Annotated in this window: 18 protein-coding genes; 9 read left to right on the forward strand and 9 right to left on the reverse strand. The window is 68.6% G+C overall.

What is annotated here, in order from left to right; all coding sequences use genetic code 11:
- Positions 1-3 precede the first annotated feature (3 nt).
- From ACSYS9_RS23235 to ACSYS9_RS23260, 6 genes are read left to right on the forward strand one after another with little or no spacing between them, the layout of a single operon-like run.
- Complete coding sequence (locus ACSYS9_RS23235; protein ID WP_049400866.1) at positions 4-693, forward strand: RDD family protein; 690 nt, start codon at positions 4-6, stop codon at positions 691-693.
- On the forward strand, positions 690-1,682 hold the full coding sequence (locus ACSYS9_RS23240; RefSeq protein ID WP_032129115.1) for a stage II sporulation protein M: 993 nt from the start codon (positions 690-692) through the stop codon (positions 1,680-1,682). Before ACSYS9_RS23235 ends, ACSYS9_RS23240 begins: the two co-directional genes overlap by 4 nt.
- Positions 1,672-3,288 (forward strand): DUF4129 domain-containing protein, encoded by a 1,617-nt coding sequence (locus ACSYS9_RS23245; RefSeq protein ID WP_071228616.1) that lies wholly within the window; start codon positions 1,672-1,674, stop codon positions 3,286-3,288. The genes ACSYS9_RS23240 and ACSYS9_RS23245 overlap by 11 nt, the downstream gene beginning before the upstream one ends.
- The gene (locus tag ACSYS9_RS23250; RefSeq protein WP_071228539.1) at positions 3,285-4,469 is read left to right on the forward strand and encodes a DUF4350 domain-containing protein; all 1,185 of its coding nucleotides are present in this window, start codon (positions 3,285-3,287) and stop codon (positions 4,467-4,469) included. The genes ACSYS9_RS23245 and ACSYS9_RS23250 overlap by 4 nt, the downstream gene beginning before the upstream one ends.
- Positions 4,466-5,452, forward strand: a complete 987-nt coding sequence (locus ACSYS9_RS23255) for an AAA family ATPase (protein WP_005411535.1) — start codon at positions 4,466-4,468, stop codon at positions 5,450-5,452. The genes ACSYS9_RS23250 and ACSYS9_RS23255 overlap by 4 nt, the downstream gene beginning before the upstream one ends.
- Positions 5,449-6,747, forward strand: a complete 1,299-nt coding sequence (locus ACSYS9_RS23260) for a DUF58 domain-containing protein (protein WP_071228540.1) — start codon at positions 5,449-5,451, stop codon at positions 6,745-6,747. Before ACSYS9_RS23255 ends, ACSYS9_RS23260 begins: the two co-directional genes overlap by 4 nt.
- A 558-nt stretch (positions 6,748-7,305) precedes the next feature.
- On the opposite strand, the gene ACSYS9_RS23265 is transcribed toward ACSYS9_RS23260, so the two are convergent.
- Both ACSYS9_RS23265 and ACSYS9_RS23270 read right to left on the reverse strand, forming a co-directional pair.
- Positions 7,306-8,484, reverse strand: coding sequence for a glutathionylspermidine synthase family protein (locus ACSYS9_RS23265; RefSeq protein ID WP_071228541.1), 1,179 nt, complete (start codon positions 8,482-8,484; stop codon positions 7,306-7,308).
- 7 nt (positions 8,485-8,491) lie between these two features.
- A complete protein-coding gene (locus tag ACSYS9_RS23270; RefSeq protein WP_071228542.1) occupies positions 8,492-9,064 on the reverse strand; it encodes a DUF1190 domain-containing protein in 573 nt (190 codons plus the stop codon).
- 312 nt (positions 9,065-9,376) lie between these two features.
- Between ACSYS9_RS23270 and ilvD the strand changes: the two genes are divergently transcribed.
- Together ilvD and ACSYS9_RS23280 are read left to right on the forward strand one after the other, a co-directional pair.
- Positions 9,377-11,215, forward strand: coding sequence for a dihydroxy-acid dehydratase (gene ilvD, locus ACSYS9_RS23275; RefSeq protein WP_049424111.1), 1,839 nt, complete (start codon positions 9,377-9,379; stop codon positions 11,213-11,215).
- 138 nt (positions 11,216-11,353) lie between these two features.
- Positions 11,354-11,965, forward strand: a complete 612-nt coding sequence (locus ACSYS9_RS23280; protein ID WP_071228617.1) for a hypothetical protein — start codon at positions 11,354-11,356, stop codon at positions 11,963-11,965.
- 57 nt (positions 11,966-12,022) lie between these two features.
- Here the strand turns inward: ACSYS9_RS23280 and dinG are convergent, their stop codons facing one another.
- The 3 genes from dinG to aroE form a co-directional block, all read right to left on the reverse strand.
- Positions 12,023-14,125, reverse strand: a complete 2,103-nt coding sequence (dinG, locus tag ACSYS9_RS23285) for an ATP-dependent DNA helicase DinG (protein WP_071228543.1) — start codon at positions 14,123-14,125, stop codon at positions 12,023-12,025.
- A 167-nt stretch (positions 14,126-14,292) separates the two neighbouring features.
- A complete protein-coding gene (locus ACSYS9_RS23290; RefSeq protein WP_440568652.1) occupies positions 14,293-14,646 on the reverse strand; it encodes a hypothetical protein in 354 nt (117 codons plus the stop codon).
- A 3-nt stretch (positions 14,647-14,649) separates the two neighbouring features.
- Positions 14,650-15,495 (reverse strand): shikimate dehydrogenase, encoded by an 846-nt coding sequence (gene aroE / locus ACSYS9_RS23295; RefSeq protein ID WP_071228545.1) that lies wholly within the window; start codon positions 15,493-15,495, stop codon positions 14,650-14,652.
- 48 nt (positions 15,496-15,543) lie between these two features.
- On the opposite strand from aroE, the gene ACSYS9_RS23300 reads away from it, so the two are divergent.
- The gene (locus ACSYS9_RS23300) at positions 15,544-16,416 is read left to right on the forward strand and encodes a TolB family protein (RefSeq protein WP_071228546.1); all 873 of its coding nucleotides are present in this window, start codon (positions 15,544-15,546) and stop codon (positions 16,414-16,416) included.
- 150 nt (positions 16,417-16,566) lie between these two features.
- On the opposite strand, the gene ACSYS9_RS23305 is transcribed toward ACSYS9_RS23300, so the two are convergent.
- The 4 genes from ACSYS9_RS23305 to ACSYS9_RS23320 form a co-directional block, all read right to left on the reverse strand.
- Positions 16,567-16,836 carry a hypothetical protein gene (locus ACSYS9_RS23305; protein ID WP_049400875.1) on the reverse strand — a complete coding sequence of 90 codons (270 nt, stop codon included), beginning with the start codon at positions 16,834-16,836 and terminating at the stop codon, positions 16,567-16,569.
- A gap of 32 nt (positions 16,837-16,868) precedes the next feature.
- Positions 16,869-17,858: a porphobilinogen synthase gene (hemB, locus tag ACSYS9_RS23310; protein ID WP_032129123.1), complete on the reverse strand. Its 990-nt coding sequence runs from the start codon at positions 17,856-17,858 to the stop codon at positions 16,869-16,871.
- A gap of 19 nt (positions 17,859-17,877) precedes the next feature.
- Entirely contained in the window at positions 17,878-18,795 is a 918-nt protein-coding gene (locus ACSYS9_RS23315; RefSeq protein ID WP_071228547.1) for a bestrophin family protein, read from the reverse strand.
- Between the two features lie 122 nt (positions 18,796-18,917).
- Positions 18,918-19,166, reverse strand: a complete 249-nt coding sequence (locus ACSYS9_RS23320) for a hypothetical protein (RefSeq protein WP_006475755.1) — start codon at positions 19,164-19,166, stop codon at positions 18,918-18,920.
- Positions 19,167-19,293: the final 127 nt, after the last annotated feature.

The raw sequence follows: 19,293 nt of genomic DNA on the forward strand, positions 1-19,293 counted from the left end.
CTGATGGCCGCACCGATGCTCGATACCTACCGCGAGGTGGTGACGCCGGAGGGTGTGCCGCTGCAGTTGCCTGCCGCCGGCCCGGTACCGCGGGCGATGGCCTGGCTGGTCGATCTTGGCGTGCGCATCGCGGCACTGGTGCTGGTGTCCATTCCGCTGGCGCTGCTGGACAAGTTCGGCTCCGGCCTCTACCTGGTGCTGATGTTCCTGGTCTACTGGGCCTACCCGATCGTCTGCGAAGCGTTGTGGGGGCGCACGCTGGGCAAGCGTGCGCTGGGGCTGCGCGTGCTGTCCCGAGATGGCGCGCCGGTAGGCTGGATGGCGGCGATCACCCGCAACCTGCTGCGCACGGTGGACATGCTGCCGTTCGGCTATGCGCTGGGCCTGATCAGCAGCCTGTTCGATCCGCATGGCCGCCGCCTTGGCGACCTGGTGGCGGGCACCGTGGTGGTGCACGCACCCGCGCTGTACCTGCCACCGCCGCCGACCATCGACAGCGTGCTGGCCCCGCCGCAGCCGCTGCGACCAGAGGAACAGGCTGCGTTGATGGCCTTCGCCGAGCGCGCGCCACGGTTGTCGGCGGCGCGCCAGCAGGAGCTGGCCGGTATTGCCGAGCCACTGACCGGCACCCATGGCCAGGTCGGGGTGCTGCGCCTGTATGCGATGGCCAACTGGCTGCTGGGGCGGCGATGAAGCAGGAACAGTTCGTCGCCCGCTACCAGCAGGAATGGCAGGACCTGGAGCAGTGGCTGCTGCTGCGTGCTGGTGCCTCACGCCGCACGCGCCGCAAGGCCAGCGGCCTGGCACTGGACGACACCACCTTCCCGCAGCGCTACCGGCGGCTGTGCCAGCAACTGGCGCTGGCCCGCGAACGCGGCTACAGCCCGCAGCTGGTGCAGCGCCTGCAGCAGCTCATGCAGCAGGGCCACAGCGTGCTGTACCGCACGCCGCCGACGCGCTGGCGGGGTGCCCTGGAGTTCCTGGTGGCCGATTTCCCGCTGCTGGTGCGCAGCCAGGCGCGCAGCATGTGGGTGGCGCTGGCGATGTTCGCGCTGCCGGCGGTGGCCTGCTTCGTGCTGGTGCAGGTCTATCCGGACCTGATCCACATGCTGATGGACAACCGCCAGATCGCCGAGATGGAGCGCATGTACGATCCCGCCGCCGAGCGCCTGGGGCGTGACAGCGGCACCGACTGGATGATGTTCGGCCACTACATCATGAACAACATCAGCATCGCCCTGCGCACCTTCGCCAGCGGGCTGCTGGCTGGGCTGGGCACGCTGCTGGTGCTGTTGTTCAACGGCGTGATCATCGGTTCGGTGGCCGGTCACCTGCAGCACATCGGCCATGGCGACCCGTTCTGGCGCTTCGTGGTCGGCCACGGTGCCTTCGAGCTGACCGCGATCGTGATCGCCGGCGGTGCCGGTCTGCAGCTGGGCATGAAGCTGCTGGCACCGGGCCGGCGCAGCCGCCTGGATGCACTGGTCGAAGGCGGCCGCATCGGCGCACGGCTGTGCCTCGGTGTCGCCTTCATGCTGCTGGTGGCCGCCTTCATCGAAGCCTTCTGGTCCTCGCTTGCCGAAGTACCGGCGTGGGGCAAGTTCAGCGTGGCCGGTGTGTTGTGGGCCGGCGTGCTGCTGTGGCTGTGGCGCGGCGGACGTGGGGGCGGCCATGCGCATTGACCGCCTGGACGTGGCGCTGCGCGCCCGCAGTGGCTGGGAAGCGATGGAGCTGGGCACCGCCCTGTCCCGCCGTCACGCGCGTGCGCTGTGGGGCAGCTGGCTGCTGGCCAGTGCACCGCTGTTCGTGATCTTCAACGCGCTCGGCTGGTGGCTGGATGCCTTCGGCTGGGCCTGGCTGGCGATGTGGTGGTGCAAGCCGCTGTTCGAACGCGCGCCGCTGTACGTGCTGTCGCGCGGCATTTTCGGTGAGCCGGTCGGCACGCTGGCCGCGCTGCGCGCGCAGCGCCACTGGGGCAACACCGGTTTCTGGGGCTACCTGGGCTGGCGTCGCTTCAGCGTGCTGCGCAGCCTGTGCCTGCCGGTGAACCTGCTGGAAGGCAACACACCGGGCCAGCGCGGCCCACGCCGTCGTGCGGTGGCAGCCGGCGCAGCGGGCGCGGCACTGGTACTGACGGTGACCTGCCTGGCGTTCGAAGCCGTGTTGGTATCCGGCGCGATCGGTGCGGTGTTCATGTTCATGCCACTGGAGCTGATGTCCGAATCGTGGCGTGCGGCGTGGGACATGATTGGCAAGGACACGCCGGCATGGGCACGGCTGGGCTTCAACCTGGCGTGCTGGCTGGCCTCAGTGCTGATCGGCCCGTTCTTCGTCGGTGCGGGCTTTGGCCTGTACCTGAACCGTCGAACGCAGATGGAAGCCTGGGACGTCGAAATCGCCCTGCGCCGCCTGCGCGAGCGGCTGCTGCCGGCAGCATCGACGCTGGCGCTGCTGCTGTGGCTGGCACTGCCGCTGGTGTCCGCACCGGTGCATGCGCAGGACGCGCAGACGGTCGCGGAGCAGGCCGGCGATGCCGAAGAGGACGAAGACAGTGCGGAAGAACCGGCCACCGCGGCCAACGACCCCGCCAATACGCCGGCAATGATCTTCGGTACAGCGCCGGTGGACACCGCCGGTTTTCGTCAGGCAGTGAACCGCGCCTATGAAGACCCGCTGCAGCGCCCGACCCGCCAGGTCACCCGCTGGAAGCCGATCGAGCAGGCCGAGGAAAAAAAGAAGGAAGACAAGCAGCTGCAGCGTGACACCAACAGCAAAGGTGAACGCAAGGCGCGCAAGGACGGCATCGCCTGGCTGGCACGGCTGGCCGAATGGGGCCTGTGGGGCCTGCTCGGCATCCTGCTGCTGGTGCTGCTGCTGACCGCGCGGCTGTGGCTGCCGTGGCTGCGTGGCAGTGGCCGGCGCAAGGCCGACGCTGCACCGAAGGTGCTGGAGGAGCAGGTGGAGTTACCGGTGGTGCTGCCGCCGGACGTGGCCACCCAGGCCGGCCTGCTCTGGGACCAGGGCCGGCCGCGGCAGGCGCTGGCCCTGCTGTACCGCGCCAGCGTGCGCACGGTGGGCGAGCGCAGCGGTATCGCGCTTCCACCCGGTGCCACCGAAGCGCAATGCCTGCGCGCATCGCGACGCATGCCCCAGGCCAGCGACCGTGACCTGTTCGCGCGCATCGTGTGCATGTGGCAGTACGCCGCCTACGGTGGCCGCCTGCCCAGCCGCGCCGATTTCGATGCATTGGCCGATACCCTGCGCCAGCAGTACGGATGGCAGGCATGAGTCCGCGCCTGTTCTGGTCGCTGCTGCTGGGCTTGCTGGTGCTGCTCGGTGTGCCGCTGACCATCCTCTACCTGCGCACGCACGAACGGGTGACCGAGACGATCCGGCTGCCGCCACAGGGCGAGGCCGCCTACAACCCGCTGTACGTGCTGGGTCAGGCCCTGCGCGCCGATGGCATCGACGTGCATTCGCGACCGCGGCTGGAGTTGCAGCAGATGACGCTGGGGCGCCACGACACGGTGGTGCTGCTGCAGGACAGCAGCGAACTGCCGCCGCCCGTCGCCAGCGCACTGCTGGACTGGGTCGACGGTGGTGGCCACCTGCTGGTACGTACGCCGCCGCCGGCCGAGGACGATGCCGGCAGCACACAGGGCCCCCTGCTGGACCGGCTGGGCGTAGACAGCCTGTTCCAGCGCAGCGACTGCCAGGCCTTCCATGTCGACGACGATCCGGGCCACGTCGAATTCTGTGGTGGCCGCCGCTTCACCCTGGGCTTTGCCGCCAGTGCGCAGGCCGAACGCCGCTGGGGCACTGATCGCGACCTGGTGTTCGCGCGCCTGCGCCACGGCCAGGGCAGAGTGAGCGTGCTGGCCGACATGGAGTTCATGCGCAGCGAAGTGGACTCACCGGCAGCGCGCCTGGCGTCGGCAGGTAGCGGGGCCAGCGACGGCCTGCACGACGCGTCGCATCGCGACCTGACCCGCTACCTGCTCGATCCGAACTATGGCAAGGGTGCGGTCTGGCTGGTCTATGCCAGCCGCCCGCCGTCGCTGTGGTCGCGCATGTTCTATCAGGGCTGGCCGTTGTGGGCACCGTTGCTGCTGGCCCTGCTGGGTTGGCTTTGGAGCCGCTCGCAGCGCTTCGGTAGCCTGCTGCCGTCGCCGGTGCTGGAACGTCGTTCACTGCTGGAGCACGTGCGCGCCAGTGGCGAACTGCTGCTGCGCTTCGGTCACGGCATACGCCTGTACGAGGCGGTGCTCGCCCTGTTCCTGCACCGCCTGCGCCTGCGCGCACCGATTGCCGCCGCACTGGATGGTGCGCCGCGCGATCAGGCCATCGCCGAGCTGCTGAAGTGGCCGCAGGGCCGCGTCGCCAGCGCGCTCACGCCCCCACCGCCGCACGATTCCTCCGCCCTGCGCGAGCGCATCCGCTTGCTGCTCCAGATGAGATCCCTGCTATGACCGAAGTCCCCGAGCTGCCGGCGGCCGCCAACGCCCGCCTGATCGAACGCGTCGATGCCATCCGCGATGCCGTCGGCCACGCCTTCATCGGCCAGGCCGATGTGCTGGACCAGATCCTGGTGGCGCTGCTTGCCGGTGGTCACGTGCTGATCGAGGGCGTGCCCGGGCTGGGCAAGACCCTGCTGGTGCGCGCACTGGCACAGGCCCTGGAGCTGGATTACGGGCGTGTACAGTTCACCCCCGACCTGATGCCCAGCGACGTCAGCGGCCACGCGGTGTACGACCCGAAGAGCGAGAGCTTCAAGATCCGCCGCGGCCCGGTGTTCACCAACCTGCTGCTGGCCGACGAGATCAACCGTGCACCCGCCAAGACCCAGTCGGCGCTGCTGGAAGTGATGCAGGAAGGCCAGGTGACCATCGAAGGCAAGGCCTTCACCCTGGCGCCGCCGTTCATGGCGCTGGCCACGCAGAACCCGCTGGAGCAGGAAGGCACCTACCCGCTGCCGGAAGCACAGCTGGACCGCTTCCTGCTGAAGGTGCTGATCGACTACCCGCAGCTGGAGGACGAGAAGCGCATGGTGACCGCGATCACCAGCGGCCGCGCCGCCAGCGATTTCGACCTGAGCCAGGTGCCACGCGTGCTCGGTGCTGGTGAGCTGCTGGAACTGCAGCGCGCCACTGCGGCGATCACCGTCGACGACGAAGTGATCGACTACGCGGTGCGGATTGTGGCGGCCACGAGGCAGTGGCCGGGTATCGCGGTCGGCGCTGGCCCGCGTGGCAGCATCGCGCTGGTGCGTGCCTCGCGCGCGCAGGCGGTGCTGGCCGGTCGTGATTTCGTCACTCCGGATGATGTGCGCGACATCGCACGCCCGGCGCTGCGCCACCGCATCGCGCTGGCCCCGGAACTGCAGATCGAAGGCCAGGACGCCGACGACGTGCTGGGCGCGCTGCTGGCCAAGGTGGAAGCGCCGCGCCGATGAGGCCGGCCCCGCTGCTGCTGGCAGTGCTGCTGGCCTGGGCTGCCCTGGGCGGTCTGGCGCTGGGCGGTCTGCTGCCGCGCTGGAGCTGGGCTCTGGCGGCGCTGGCGATTGCCGTGCCGGCGCTGGTGGATCTATGGCGCCAGTGGCGGCGTCCGTCGCCGCAGGTGCAGCGCGAACTGCCCGAAGCGCTGGCACTGGGCGTGCGCCGCGAGGCTGCACTGCGGCTGCAGGCGGACGCACCGATGACGGTGCAGGTGTTCGACCTGGTGCCCGGTGGCTGGCCGCTGGAAGCGCTGCCGCAGCGCGTGCGCCTGCAGGCCGGCAGTGCCTCCACGTTGCACTACCACCTGCAGCCGTTGCAGCGTGGGCATTTCCGCTTCGAAGGCGTGCACCTGCGCATGCGTTCACCGTGGCGGCTGTGGTGGCAGCAACGCACGCTGCCGCCCGCACTGGACGTGCGGGTCTATCCGAACTTCGTGCCGCTCACCCGCTTTGCATTGTTCAGTGCCGACCAGGCCTCGCGGCTGGTCGGTGCACACGTGAAGCGCCGCCGCGGCGAAGGCACCGACTTCCACCAGATGCGCGAGTACCGCATCGGCGACAGCCTGCGCCAGCTCGACTGGAAGGCCACCGCGCGTGCGCGCAAGCTGATCTCGCGCGAATACCAGGACGAGAAGAACCAGCAGCTGCTGCTGATGCTCGACAGCGGTCGGCGCATGCTGGCCAGCGAAGGCGGGCTCTCGCACTTCGACCATGCCTTGAACGCCTCGCTGGTGGTGGCCTACCTGGCGTTGCGCCAGGGCGATGCCGCCGGCCTGTTCTCTGCCGGTGGTGAACGCCGCTGGGTGGCGCCGCAGCGCGGCATGGGCACCGTCGAGCACCTGCTGCGCGCCAGCTACGACCTGCAGCCACGTGCGGTGGCCACCGATTATCTGGCCGCCGCCACCGAAGTGTCGCTGCGCCAGCGTCGGCGCGCGCTGGTGATGCTGGTCAGCAACGTACGCGACGAGGACATCGAAGACCTGCTGGCGGCAGTGCGCCTGCTGCAGCAGCGCCACCTGGTGTGCGTGGCCAGCCTGCGCGAACGCGAGCTGGACGGCGCGCTGGACAGCGAAGTGCAGACACTGGAAGACGCCACCCAGGCCGGTGCCGCGGCGCTGTACCTGCAGCAGCGCGCCAAGGCGCATGAGGCGCTGCGCAGCGAGAAGGTGATGGTGCTGGACGTGACCGCCGATGCCCTGCCCGGTGCGCTGGTGGAACGCTACCTGGCGGTGAAGCGCGAAGGGCTGCTCTGATACCAACGATCGCTTTGGTGGGTGCCAACAACGGTTGCCGGCCAGCGGCCGGCACTACCCCTGCAACAACCGACGCACCGCTCTGGTAGGTGCCAACCTTGGTTGGCACAAACCCACAGCGCCGACCAAGGTCGGCATCTACCAACGGCGATTGCCGGCCAGCGGCCGGCATTACCCCTGCAACAACCGACGCACCGCTCTGGTGGGTGCCAACCTTGGTTGGCACGAACCCACAGCGCCAACCAAGGTCGGCATCTACCAACGGCGATTGCCGGCCAGCGGCCGGCACTACCCCTGCAACAACCAACGTATCGCTCTGGTGGGTGCCAACCTTGGTTGGCACGAACCCACTGCGACGACCAGGGTCGGCATCTACCAACGGCGGTTGCCGGCCAGCGGCCGGCACTACCCCTGCAACAACCGACGCACCGCTCTGGTAGATGCCAACCTTGGTTGGCACGGAATCAACGGCGCCGACCAAGGTCGGCCTCTACCCACAGCGGTTGTTCTACGACGGGCGATGGTTGCCTACGCCGGCCCGTGGGCGCCGCACTGTCATCAGACGTAGATCCGCGTCGGCGCCTCGTCAACGATTGCGTGCGGCACGAAGCGCGCACTGTCGCGGGTGATCGCGCTGTCGTCCTCGCGGATGCCGATGCCGCAGGCATGGTCGCCCACCACCCAGCTGCCGATCAGCGGATAGCCGCCCTCGAAGCGGGTCAGCGGATGGGCGCGCTGGATGATCGCCGGGCCATCGTAGGGACCGTCGCTGCGCTGGGTGCTGCCATCGGCCAGGTGCATCTCGATGTTCGCGCCTTCGCGCGAGAACAGCGGCTTGCGCACCCAGCCCGAGGCCAGCGTGCTGCCGTCATCGAAATGCGCTTCCAGCAGGTTCGGATGGCCCACGTTGCGCTGCCACAGCAGCGGCAGGATGCCCTTGTTGCTCAGCACCGCCTTCCACGCCGGCTCCAGCAGCTGCACGCCCGAACCGGGCAGCGCGCGGCCGAACTCTTCGGCCATCAGGTCTTCCAGCGGATACAGCTTGAACAGCGTGCCGATCACCGAATCATCCAGCGCGGTGAAGCGGCCGTCCTCGGACAGACCGATATCCTCGACGGCGATCGCCTGGCCATGCAGGCCGACCTGCGACGCACAGTCGCGCAGGTAGTCGACGGTGCCGCGGTCTTCTTCCGAACTGCCCACGGCGCTGAAATACAGCGGCGGCGGCAGCTGCGTGGCCAGTTCGCCGAAGCGTTCGACCAGCGCTTCGTGGATCGCGTTGAACTGGTCGGCATGCTGCGGCAGCCGACCGGCGTTGCGCTGGTCCTCCAGCCACTGCCACTGGAAGAAGCTGGCCTCGAACAGCGAGGTCGGCGTGTCGTAGTTCAGTTCGTACAGCTTGGCCGGGCCGGTACCGTCGTAGGCCAGGTCCAGGCGACCGTACAGATGCGGCTGGCGCTGGCGCCAGCTGTCGGCGATCCAGTCGCGGTAATGCGACGGAATCGCCAGCTGGTCCATCAGGCGTTCGCTGCCGATGACATCGCCGACCAGGTCCAGCGCCATCTGGTGCAGCTCGGCGCTGGGATCTTCGATGTCCTGCTCGATCTGGCGCAGGGTGAAAGCGTAATACGCGCTTTCATCCCAGTACGGCTGGCCGTCGATGGTGTGGAAGCGGAAACCCGCCTCTTCCGCGCGTGCCCGCCACTGGGCACGCTCGGCAATCCGGATACGCTGCATGGGTCGATCAGCCGCCGTAGCTGCCGCTGGTGCTGCGGCGTGCGCTGGTGTTGCCGAAGCCACCACGGCTGGCGGTGACCGCACGGTTCGGTTCGCTGGTGACCGGCGCCAGGCCCGCCTTGCCGGCGCCGATGCCGCTGGCGGTGTTCAGGCCACCGGTACCGCCCGGTGCCGGACGCGCCCAACCAGCGCTCTTGTCCTGGTAGGCCGGCGACGCCGCCGGCGCCTGCGGCGCGAGGCCGCCGCGGTTGCTCAGCATCTGCGACATGAAGAAGCCCATCATCATCGGGCCGATGAACGAGGTACCGGCCGAGGTGTGCTGCTGCACGCACTGTTCCGGCTTGTAGTCCTTCTCGCAGGCTTCCTTGCTGGCGTACTTCGGCGCCGCATCGGCGGCCTGCTTCTGCGCTTCGGCGAACGCATTGCGGCACGACGAGGGATCGCCGGTGGCCTCGGTGCAGGCCTCCACCGAGGTGTACAGGCCTTCCTGCACCTTCACCTCCGGCTCCTTCTGGCAGGCGGTGAACAGCAGCGGTGCGGCGCTCATCAGCAGCAGCGCGGTGGTGCGGGAACGTTTCATGGCCTCATGCCCTGTCGACGGATCAATGCCCCAATGATGCCAAATCCGGACCAGCAACCGGAATCGGCAAAGTCCGAAAGATGAACGGACTTTCATTTTCGTCGGGCATTGGGGTCAGAGCCCATCGCGCCGCGATGGGATCCGACCCCGGGCGGCGCACCGCTCTGGCAGGTGCCAACCTTGGTTGGCACACACGGCACGGCGCCGACCAAGGTCGGCATCTACCGAAAACGGGTGGTTGCAGCAGCAACCGAAAAAATTGGCCATGATCGGGCGACCCCCACGTTGTACGGCCCGCCCGTTCCGCCAGCCATGCCTGAATACCGCTCCCGCACCTCCACTGCCGGCCGCAACATGGCCGGCGCCCGCGCCCTGTGGCGTGCCACCGGCATGAAGGACGGCGACTTCCACAAGCCGATCATCGCCATCGCCAACTCCTTCACCCAGTTCGTGCCCGGCCACGTGCACCTGAAGGACCTCGGCCAGCTGGTCGCGCGCGAGATCGAACAGGTCGGCGGCGTCGCCAAGGAATTCAACACCATCGCCGTGGACGACGGCATCGCGATGGGCCACGACGGCATGCTGTATTCGCTGCCCAGCCGCGAGATCATCGCCGACGCCGTGGAGTACATGGTCAACGCGCACTGCGCCGACGCGCTGGTGTGCATCAGCAACTGCGACAAGATCACCCCCGGCATGCTGATGGCCGCGCTGCGCCTCAACATCCCGGTGGTGTTCGTTTCCGGCGGGCCGATGGAAGCGGGCAAGACCAAGCTGTCCGAGCACAAGCTGGACCTGGTCGATGCGATGGTGGTGGCCGCCGATGACAGCGCCTCCGACGAGAAGGTGGCGGCGTTCGAGCGCAGCGCCTGCCCCACCTGCGGCTCCTGCTCGGGCATGTTCACCGCCAACTCGATGAACTGCCTGACCGAAGCACTGGGCCTGTCACTGCCGGGCAACGGCACCACGCTGGCCACGCACGCCGACCGCGAGGCGCTGTTCCGCCGCGCCGGCCGCCTGATCGTCGAACTCTGCCACCGCTGGTATGGCGGCGAAGACCCGAGCGCGCTGCCGCGTGGCATCGCCACCCAGGCCGCGTTCGCCAATGCGATGACCCTGGACATCGCCATGGGCGGTTCCACCAACACCATCCTGCATCTGCTGGCTGCCGCGCAGGAAGCGGAGGTCGACTTCGACCTGACCCACATCGACGCGCTGTCGCGGCGCGTACCGCAGCTGTGCAAGGTGGCGCCGAACACGCCGAAGTACCACATCGAGGACGTGCATCGCGCCGGCGGCGTGTTCGGCATCCTCGGTGAACTGGACCGCGCCGGCCTGCTCGAAACCACGGTGCCGACCGTGCACAGCGCCAGCCTGGCCGAAGCACTGGAACGCTGGGACGTGGTGCGCAGTGACAACGACACCCTGCATACCTTCTTCAAGGCTGGCCCGGCCGGCATCCCCACCCAGGAAGCCTTCAGCCAGGCCACGCGCTGGCCGACGCTGGACGTGGACCGCGCCGAGGGCTGCATCCGCTCGCTGCAGCACGCGTATTCGCTGGAAGGCGGGCTGGCCGTGCTGCGCGGCAACCTGGCCATCGATGGCTGCGTGGTGAAGACCGCCGGCGTGGACGAGTCGATCCACGTGTTCGAAGGCCCCGCGCGCGTCTACGAAAGCCAGGACGCCGCCGTCGCCGGCATCCTCGCTGACGAGGTGCAGCCGGGCGAGGTGGTGGTCATCCGCTACGAAGGCCCGAAGGGCGGCCCCGGCATGCAGGAGATGCTGTACCCGACCAGCTATCTGAAATCGAAGGGGCTGGGCAAGCAATGTGCGCTGCTCACCGATGGCCGCTTTTCCGGCGGAACCTCGGGCCTGTCGATCGGCCACGTCTCGCCGGAAGCCGCCAGCGGCGGTGTCATCGGCCTGGTGGAAAACGGCGACCGCATCCGCATCGACATCCCGGCCCGCCGCATCGACCTGCTGCTGGATGAGGCCACGCTGGCCCAGCGCCGCGCCGACGCCGATGCCCGCGGCTGGAAGCCGCGCGCACCCCGCCCGCGCAAGGTCACCAGCGCGCTGAAGGCTTACGCGCTGCTGGCCACCAGTGCCGACAAGGGCGCCGTACGCAACACCGCGCTGCTCGGCGATTGATCCCCGTGCGGTAGTGCCGGCCGCTGGCCGGCATCTGCACTGCGACGCCCCACATCAATGAGGTTGCCGGCCAGCGGCCGGCGCTACCGCTCCTGATCCGTTATGGTGGTCCAGGAAGTCACCAACACGGAGGTTGAGATGATGTTGCTTTCCTTTGCGCTGGCCGCTGCCATGGGCACGTCAGCAGAACCGTCCAAAGCCCCCGACTGCAGCTACGACCGTGCCGCGATGCTGGCGATGGAACCTGGCCGATTCGATCAGGACCTGGCAGGTGGCTGGCGCACGCTGGCCGACCGTGGCTGCCACCGTGAAGCTGCTGATCTGCTCGCCGCCTATGCTGCGCTGCCCAAGGCTGCGGGCAACACCATGATTCTCTGGCATGAAGGCCAGATGCGTGCGGAGGCGGGCCAGTACCCGCAGGCGGTGGCGCTGATGCAGCGCACCTACAAGCCCACCGCCACCGACCCCGGTTACTGGAACGCCTACGTGGACGGCACGATCGCCTTCCTGCAGCGTGATCGTGGGGCGCTGGAGAAAGCGCGAGCAAGGTTGATCGGGATTCCTGCGCCGGAGCAGATTGCCAAGGCGCTGAAGAATGGGCGTTATCATTTCACGACCGCCGGCGGGCAGAAGGTGGATGTGCCGTGGCCGCCCAACCTGGACGTGCTCGATGGCTTCCTGCGCTGCTTTGATCGCGATTACCACAATGCGATGGGCAACCAGGCCTGCCGGAATCCGGAGGGCGATTGAGCGACAGAGTGCGTGGTCGGGTCAGAGCCCTTCCTGCGGAAGGGATCCGACCCCGTCTCAGCCGATCACACGCTTGAACGGCGGCAGCGCGTCGATGATGCGCTTGCCGTAGCGGCGGGTCAGCAGCCGCGAATCGAGGATCACCACGCGGCCGGTGTCGGTGGAGGTGCGGATCAGGCGGCCGGCGAACTGGGTCAGCGTGCGCAGCGCGTGCGGAATCGCGATCAGGTTGAAGGCATTGAGGCCACGCCCCTCGAACCACTCACTGAGCGTGGCGGTCTGCGGATCGGTCGGCACCGCGAACGGCACCTGGGTGATCACCACCGTGGTGCAGGCCTCACCGGGCAGGTCGAGGCCTTCGCCGAACGAATTCAGCCCGAACAGCACCGAGCCTTCGCCTGCCGCCACGCGCCGCAGATGCTCGTCGATCAGCCGGGTCTTGGACATCTCGCCCTGCACCAGCACCTGCTTTCGGCGCGCGGCCGACATCAGCCCGGCTACCTTCTCCATCTTCCAGCGCGAGGTGAACAGCACCATCGAGCCCTTGGCCCAGTCCAGTTCGGTGTCCAGGTAGCGCGCCACTTCGCGCGGGTGCCCTTCGCGGTCGTCCGGGGTGACCGGGAACTTCGGCACGATCAGCTCGGCCTGGTTGGGCAGGTCGAACGGCGACGATAGCGAGACCATCTCGGCCTCTTCCGGAATGCCGTTGTCGATCGCCAGCGACTGGAAGTCGCCACCGCCGGTCAGCGTCGCCGAGGTCATCACCACCGAATCCACTTCATCCCACAGCAGCTTGCGCAGCACGTGCGCGGCCGACACCGGTGAGCCATGCAGCACCAGGTCGCCGTCGCGGGTGGCGGTGACCCAGCGCGCCATCGGCGGCGCGCCGTCCTTGTCCTCGCGGCGCCAGGCCTGCCACAGGTTGTACTGCTGCTCGATCATCTCCAGCGCCATGCCCAGGTTGCGCTGCAGGCGCTCGCGCGCGGCATCGTCCGGCTTGCCCTTGGCCACCTGCGCGGTGGCGGCATGCGCCCAGTTGTAGAGGCTGCGGGTGTCGTCGGCCAGCGCTTCAATCGGCTCGCGCCAGGCCTCGGGCAGGCGGCCATTGGCCGCGCGCCACATCGGCTCTTCGTCGGCCGGTGCCGGCATCCACACCCGCTCGACGTGGTCGCGGAACGCGCGCAGCTGCTTGGCCACGTTGCTGGCCACCTCGATCGCCTCGTTCGGCAACAGGTTGCCAAGGCGGTCCTTGTCGACCGCGCGGTAGGCGCCGGCGATCAGGATCTGCAGGCGGCCGGTGCGCTTGGCCATCTCGTCCAGCGCCAGGCTGGCCGCGCCCTGGTCGATCGCCACGTTGCCGATGTGATGGCCTTCGTCCAGCACCAGCAGCATATCCGACGGCGGTGCGATCAACGGCTGGCCGTTGTCGCTGTCGCCGATCGACAGCGCCGACAGAAGCAGCGCGTGATTGGTGACCACGATCTGCGCATCACGCACGGTGTTGCGCGAACGCAGCACCGCACACTGCGCCGAATAGGCACAACGACGCCCCGCGCAGCCCGAAGCCGGCGTGGTGATGCGGCTGCGCAGGCCGGGGCTGATGGTCTCCGGTGCGTTGTCGATGTCGCCATCCCAGCTGCCGCCGGTGAAGGCGTCGGTCAGGCGTTTGGCGATGTCCATCTCGATCGGCGCCAGCGGCCGGTCGAACAAGGGCGCGTCATCCTCGAACATGCCGCCCTGCGAGCCCTCGCCCTGCGCCTCGGCGGCATTGCGCGTGCACAGGTAACGGGTACGGCCCTTGGCCAGCGCCACGGTCGCTTCCAGGCCTGTGGCCTTGAGGAAGTTCGGGATATCGCGCTCGACCAGCTGCGACTGCAGCGCCACGGTACCGGTGCTGATCACCAGCTTCTTCTTGCTGGCCAGCGCGATCGGTACGCCTGCGGTGAGGTAGCCCAGGCTCTTGCCGACGCCGGTGGGCGCTTCGACCACGCCGACGCCACCGCTTTTCGACAGCGCACGCGACACCACGCCGATCATCTGGCTCTGCGAGCGACGGGTGGAGAAGCCGGGGGTATTGGCCTGCAGCGTCGTGTACGCCTTGCGGATCGCGTCCTTCAAGGTGTCATCAAGCGTGCGCGGAGCGGCGACGGTTTCGGTCACGCCGGGAAGTACCGTGGCTGGATCAGGCCGGTCATTGTCGCATGGCCGGCCGCGTTCACCGTCGCTGGCACCCTGAACGGGCCAGCGACGACGCCAGGCGGCGGTCACGGTCCGATGGGCGGACCACCCAAGGGCCAGATACGCCGGGCATGGCCCGGCGCTACCGGTCAGGATGCCGGGATCGTGCGGGTACGCAGCAGGCGCACCAGCGCCCACACCAGCAGCACCACGCCGATGGCCTCGACCATCGCCAGCGCGAAGTGCAGCACGCCAAGGATGGCACTCATGCCCGAGATGGCGTCGAAGTTGCCGCTGTTGATCAACCACATCGGCAGGATGCGGGCGGCCATGCTGCCGAGGCTGGACAGCAGCAACAGCACCAGGCCGACCAGGGCGCCGGTACGGGTGGCATCGTGCGGTGCGCCGACCACCCAGACCAGGCCCACGCACAGTGCGATCAGCACCGGCAGGCGCACGCCCACGATGCTCAGCACCGTCACCATCAGGGTCGTGTTGTCCATCGATCAGTCCTCGCCGGCCAGCACGGCCGAGCCCTGCCGCAGCGTCTGGTAGACCTCGTCGGTCTGCGGACGCACACCGTGCCACTGCAGGAAGCTCTCGGCGGCCTGCTCGACCAGCATGCCCAGGCCATCCACGGTATTGCGGCAGTTCGCTGCGCGCGCCCAGGCCAGGAAGGCGATGGCGGCCTCGCCGTAGTTCAGGTCGACGGCGGTGGTCATCGAGTTGACCAGCGACAACGGCAGCTTGAACTCGACGTCGCGGTCGCGGCCGGCCGAGGTGGCATTGACGATCAGTTCGAAGTCGCCCAGCTCGCGCAGGTCTTCCCAGTAGCGGCTGATCGCGCGGCCCGGTTCGCCCATCGCGTCGATCAGTTCATCGGCGCGTTCCGGCGTGCGGTTGACCACCACCAGCTCGGTGATGCCGGCATCAAGGAAGGCCGGAGCGACGCTGCGCGCGGAGCCGCCGGCACCGATCAGCAGCATGCGGCGGCCACGCAGGTCCAGGCCATGGCGGTCGGTCAGGTCACGCACCAGGCCGATGCCGTCGGTGGTGTCGCCATGCCAGCGGTCGCCCTTGCGCAGCAGCGTGTTGACCGAGCCGGCGCGGCGCGCACGTGCGGTCAGCGTGGTGCACACCGAGAACGCGGCTTCCTTGTGCGGCGAGGTGACGTTGGCACCGACACCGCCGTCGGCGGCGAAGGCTTCCAGGCCGGCCAGGAACGCATCCGGGGCCAGGTCGATCGCGCGGTAATCCACCGCGATGCCTTCCTGGCGACCGAACGTCGCATGGATCTGCGGCGACTTCGAGTGGGCAACGGGGTGTCCGAAGACGGCGTAACGGTCGGTCATGGAATCCTCAAGCTGGCTAGACTGATGCTCTTTCGTGCACGGACCCGGATGATGCGCATCACCCCGCCCCTGCTGGTGCTTGCCGCCAGTCTACTCTCTGCCCCCGTGGCGATGGCGTTGAACGAGTACGGCATCGAAGGCATGGGCGTGGTCTCGACCCGTGCCGACGAGGGCCGCGCCACGATCAGCGCCGATGGCCAGCGCATCGTTTTCGCCCGCCGTGGCGAGGCCGGTTGGGGCCTGTGGGAGGCGCGCGTGGTGGCCGGCCGCTGGCAGCAGGCGCAGGCCTTGCCGGTAGGCGTGGCCGGTGAGGTCCGTGATCCCTACTTCAGCCGCGACGGCCGCTGGCTGCTGTTCGCGGCCGGCCGCGAGGGCGCGTTGGCGCTGTATCGGGCCGCGCTGGCCCCCGATGGCCAGCTGGGTACCGCGCAGCCGCTGGCGGGCGACGCGGGCCGCCGGGAAGAGCGCGGGCCGGCCCTGAGCGCGGATGGCAGGCAGCTGTTGTTTGCCCGCCAGCAGGGCCGTGGCGCCGGCTGGGACCTGTTCGTGGCGACGCTGGATGCGCAGGGACTGCGTGGCCCGGCCAGCGCACTGAGCGCGTTGAACAGCGCCGACGACGAGACCGATGGCGACTGGCTGGGCCATGACGGCGCCGTGGTGTTCAGCCGCGGCAGCGGCACGACCGCGCAGGTATGGAGCAGCGGCTGTGCGTGGACCGGCGCGGCGCTGCAGCCGTTGGGGTTGTCGTTCAACCAGACCGGCGGCTGGACCGGCGCGCCGGTGATCGACAACGCCAAGCCGGGCGAGATGATGGTTGCCAGCAGTGCGGCGAAGGCACCGCGTGCCGGTGGCGTGGATGTGTACCGGTTGGCCGTGCCGAAGGTGGCGGCGGTTGCGGGGTGCGTGCCGGGCGCACGGTGACGGCAAACGCCAACCAAGGTTGGCGGCTACCCGAGCGATGGAGGCGCCAGGTGCGTGCGGTAGATCCACGCCGTGCGTGGATGGCCGCTTGGTAGATGCCAACCTTGGTTGGCATGCGGGAAAGTGCCAACCAAGGTTGGCACCCACCCGTCAGCGCGACAACACCTTGGCGCGCTGCTGCTCGTACTCGATCTCGCTCAGCTGGCCATTGTCCTTGCGCTGGTTCAACGCGGCCAGTTCGGCCTGCACGCTGTCCGGCAGGGCCTGCTCACGGGCGACATGGCGGGCGGCGGAGAGCTGCTCCGGCGGGCGCTTGCCGGCCCGCCAGGCCGCGATGAAGACACCGACGATGATGGCGCCGAACACCAGCGTACCGATGCCCCAGATCAGCCATTGCATCCATCCCAGTTCGGGTCCCATCGCGTAATCCTCCGTCTATCGTGGCGCTATTGTCAGCGCTCGCGCAGCCATCGCGCCACCTGCGGCGCGAAATAGGTCAGCACGCCATCGGCGCCGGCCCGCTTGAAGCCCAGCAGCGACTCCAGCACGCAGGCGCGTTCGTCCAGCCAGCCGTTGGCGAAGGCGGCCTTCATCATCGCGTACTCGCCACTCACCTGATAGGCGAAGGTCGGCACGCCGAATTTTTCCTTCACCCGGCGCACCAGGTCCAGGTACGGCATGCCCGGCTTGACCATCACCATGTCGGCGCCCTCTTCCAGGTCCAGCGCGATCTCGCGCAGGGCCTCGTCGCCGTTGGCAGGGTCCATCTGGTAGGTCTTCTTGTCGGCCTTGCCGAGGCTGGCGGCGCTGCCCACCGCATCACGGAACGGACCGTAGAACGCCGAGGCGTACTTGGCCGAGTAGGCCATGATGCGCACGTTGATGTGGTTGTCGGCATCCAGCGCACGACGGATCGCGCCGATGCGGCCGTCCATCATGTCCGACGGCGAGACGATGTCCACACCGGCCTCGGCGTGCGATACCGACTGCTTGACCAGCGCCTCGACGGTGATGTCGTTCAGCACATAGCCCTTGTCGTCGATGATGCCGTCCTGGCCGTGGGTGGTGTACGGGTCCAGCGCCACGTCGGTCATCACCCCCAGTTCCGGGAAGCGCGACTTCAGCGCGCGGATCGCACGCTGCGCCAGGCCGTCCTCGGCCCACGCCGCCGATGCATCCAGCGACTTCAGCGACGGGTCGATCACCGGGAACAGGTCGATCACCGGAATGCCCAGCTCCAGCGCCTCTTCGGCCACCTTCAGCAGTTCTTCGATCGACAGCCGCTCCACGCCCGGCATCGACGGCACTGCGGTGCGGCCAGCCAGTTCGTGCACGAACACCGGGTAGATCAGGTCGTCGGTGGTCAGCGTGTTCTCGCGCATCAGGCGGCGCGAGAACTCGTCATGGCGCATGCGGCGCGGTCGGTAAAGCGGGTGGGACATGGCAGGCTCCGAGGAGTGGCTATTGCAACAGGTAGCCCTGCGGCAGCAGGGGTTCGGGCAAGGGGCGTTCGCCGAGCGCGTCGAGCTGGTCGATCTCGATGGTGCGCACCAGCGCGTCCAGCGGCAGGTCGTTCGGCTCCAGGCCGAACGGGTCTTCCATTTCTTCGCCCAGCTGGTCCAGACCGAAGAAGGCATAGGCCAGCACCGCCGACAGCACCGGCGTGCCCCAACCCAGCGAACTGGCCAGGCCGAACGGCAGCAGCACGCAGAACATCCACGCGCAGCGGTGCAGCAGCAGGGTGTAGGCGAACGGCAGCGGTGTGGTGAGAATGCGCTCGCAGCCGGCCTGGATCGACGACATCGCATGCAGGCGTTCTTCCAGCTGGGTGTAGAGGATCGGGTCGAGGTCACCGGCGCGCAGGGCCTGCGCCAGTTCCGCAGCGATCATCGAGAGCAGCGCGTCGGGCACGTTCTCGCGCAGCCCGAGTTGTTCGCGCTGGCGCTTGTCCAGCCACGGCAGGGCCATCAGCGCCACGATGCGCCCGCGCAGGCGACCGGCCAGTGCATGGGCGAAGGCGGTGGTGAGGTAGGCGATGCGGCGGCGGCGGCCGGTGTCATCGGCCAGCAGCAGGTTCACCTGGCGGGCCAGCGAGCGCGATTCGTAGACCAGCTGGCCCCACAGCTTGCGGCCTTCCCACCAGCGCTCGTAGCAGGCGCTGTTGCGGAAGCTGAGGAAGATCGACAGGACCAGGCCGAGCAGGGTGAACGGCGTGACGGAAACGCGTTCGATGCCGGTGGGCGGCGCCAGTTCCACCACCGCAGCCACGGCAATGGACAGGATCAGGATGGCCAGCACCTTGGGCGCGATCGCTTTGACGATCGAACCGCGCAGGATGTAAAGCAGTTGCCAGCCGTGGGGACGGGGTCGGATGATCATGGGGCAGCCGCGCCGGGCGCGGATTCACAGGCACGCGGGGGGCTCGCGCAGGCATTCATTGTACGCCCCTGCCCGGCCATGGACCGTGCGCCTGCGACGCCCTGTCGCACCCGGGTGCGGGCTCAGATCACGCCGCCACCCAGGCCGAGGCGGAGGATGCCCACCACTACCACGATGCCGTTCAGCACCAGCCCGGCCCAGGCCCGGCCACGCTTGCTCGGGTGGGTGAACAGGATGCCGAGCGCGGCGATGACCGCGCCCACCGCAGCGAACGGGATCAGGAACCAGTTGCCCCAGCCCAGCAGTGGAATCAGCGCCAGGATCATCCACAACAGCGCCAGTACGCCCCACAACAGACTGATCACACCCATGCCGCTCTCCCGCAGTTGGTTCCTGCCCCAACCATAGACGTTCCCGCTGCCGCCGCCTACTGCCATTGGCGGGGCTGTCACCCCCGCCGTGCTAGCGTGCTGCCGTGCGTGCCCTGGCCCGGGTGTT

Origin of the sequence: Stenotrophomonas sp. STK17_22, from assembly GCF_051983905.1 — a bacterium.
GTDB lineage: Bacteria > Pseudomonadota > Gammaproteobacteria > Xanthomonadales > Xanthomonadaceae > Stenotrophomonas > Stenotrophomonas maltophilia_A.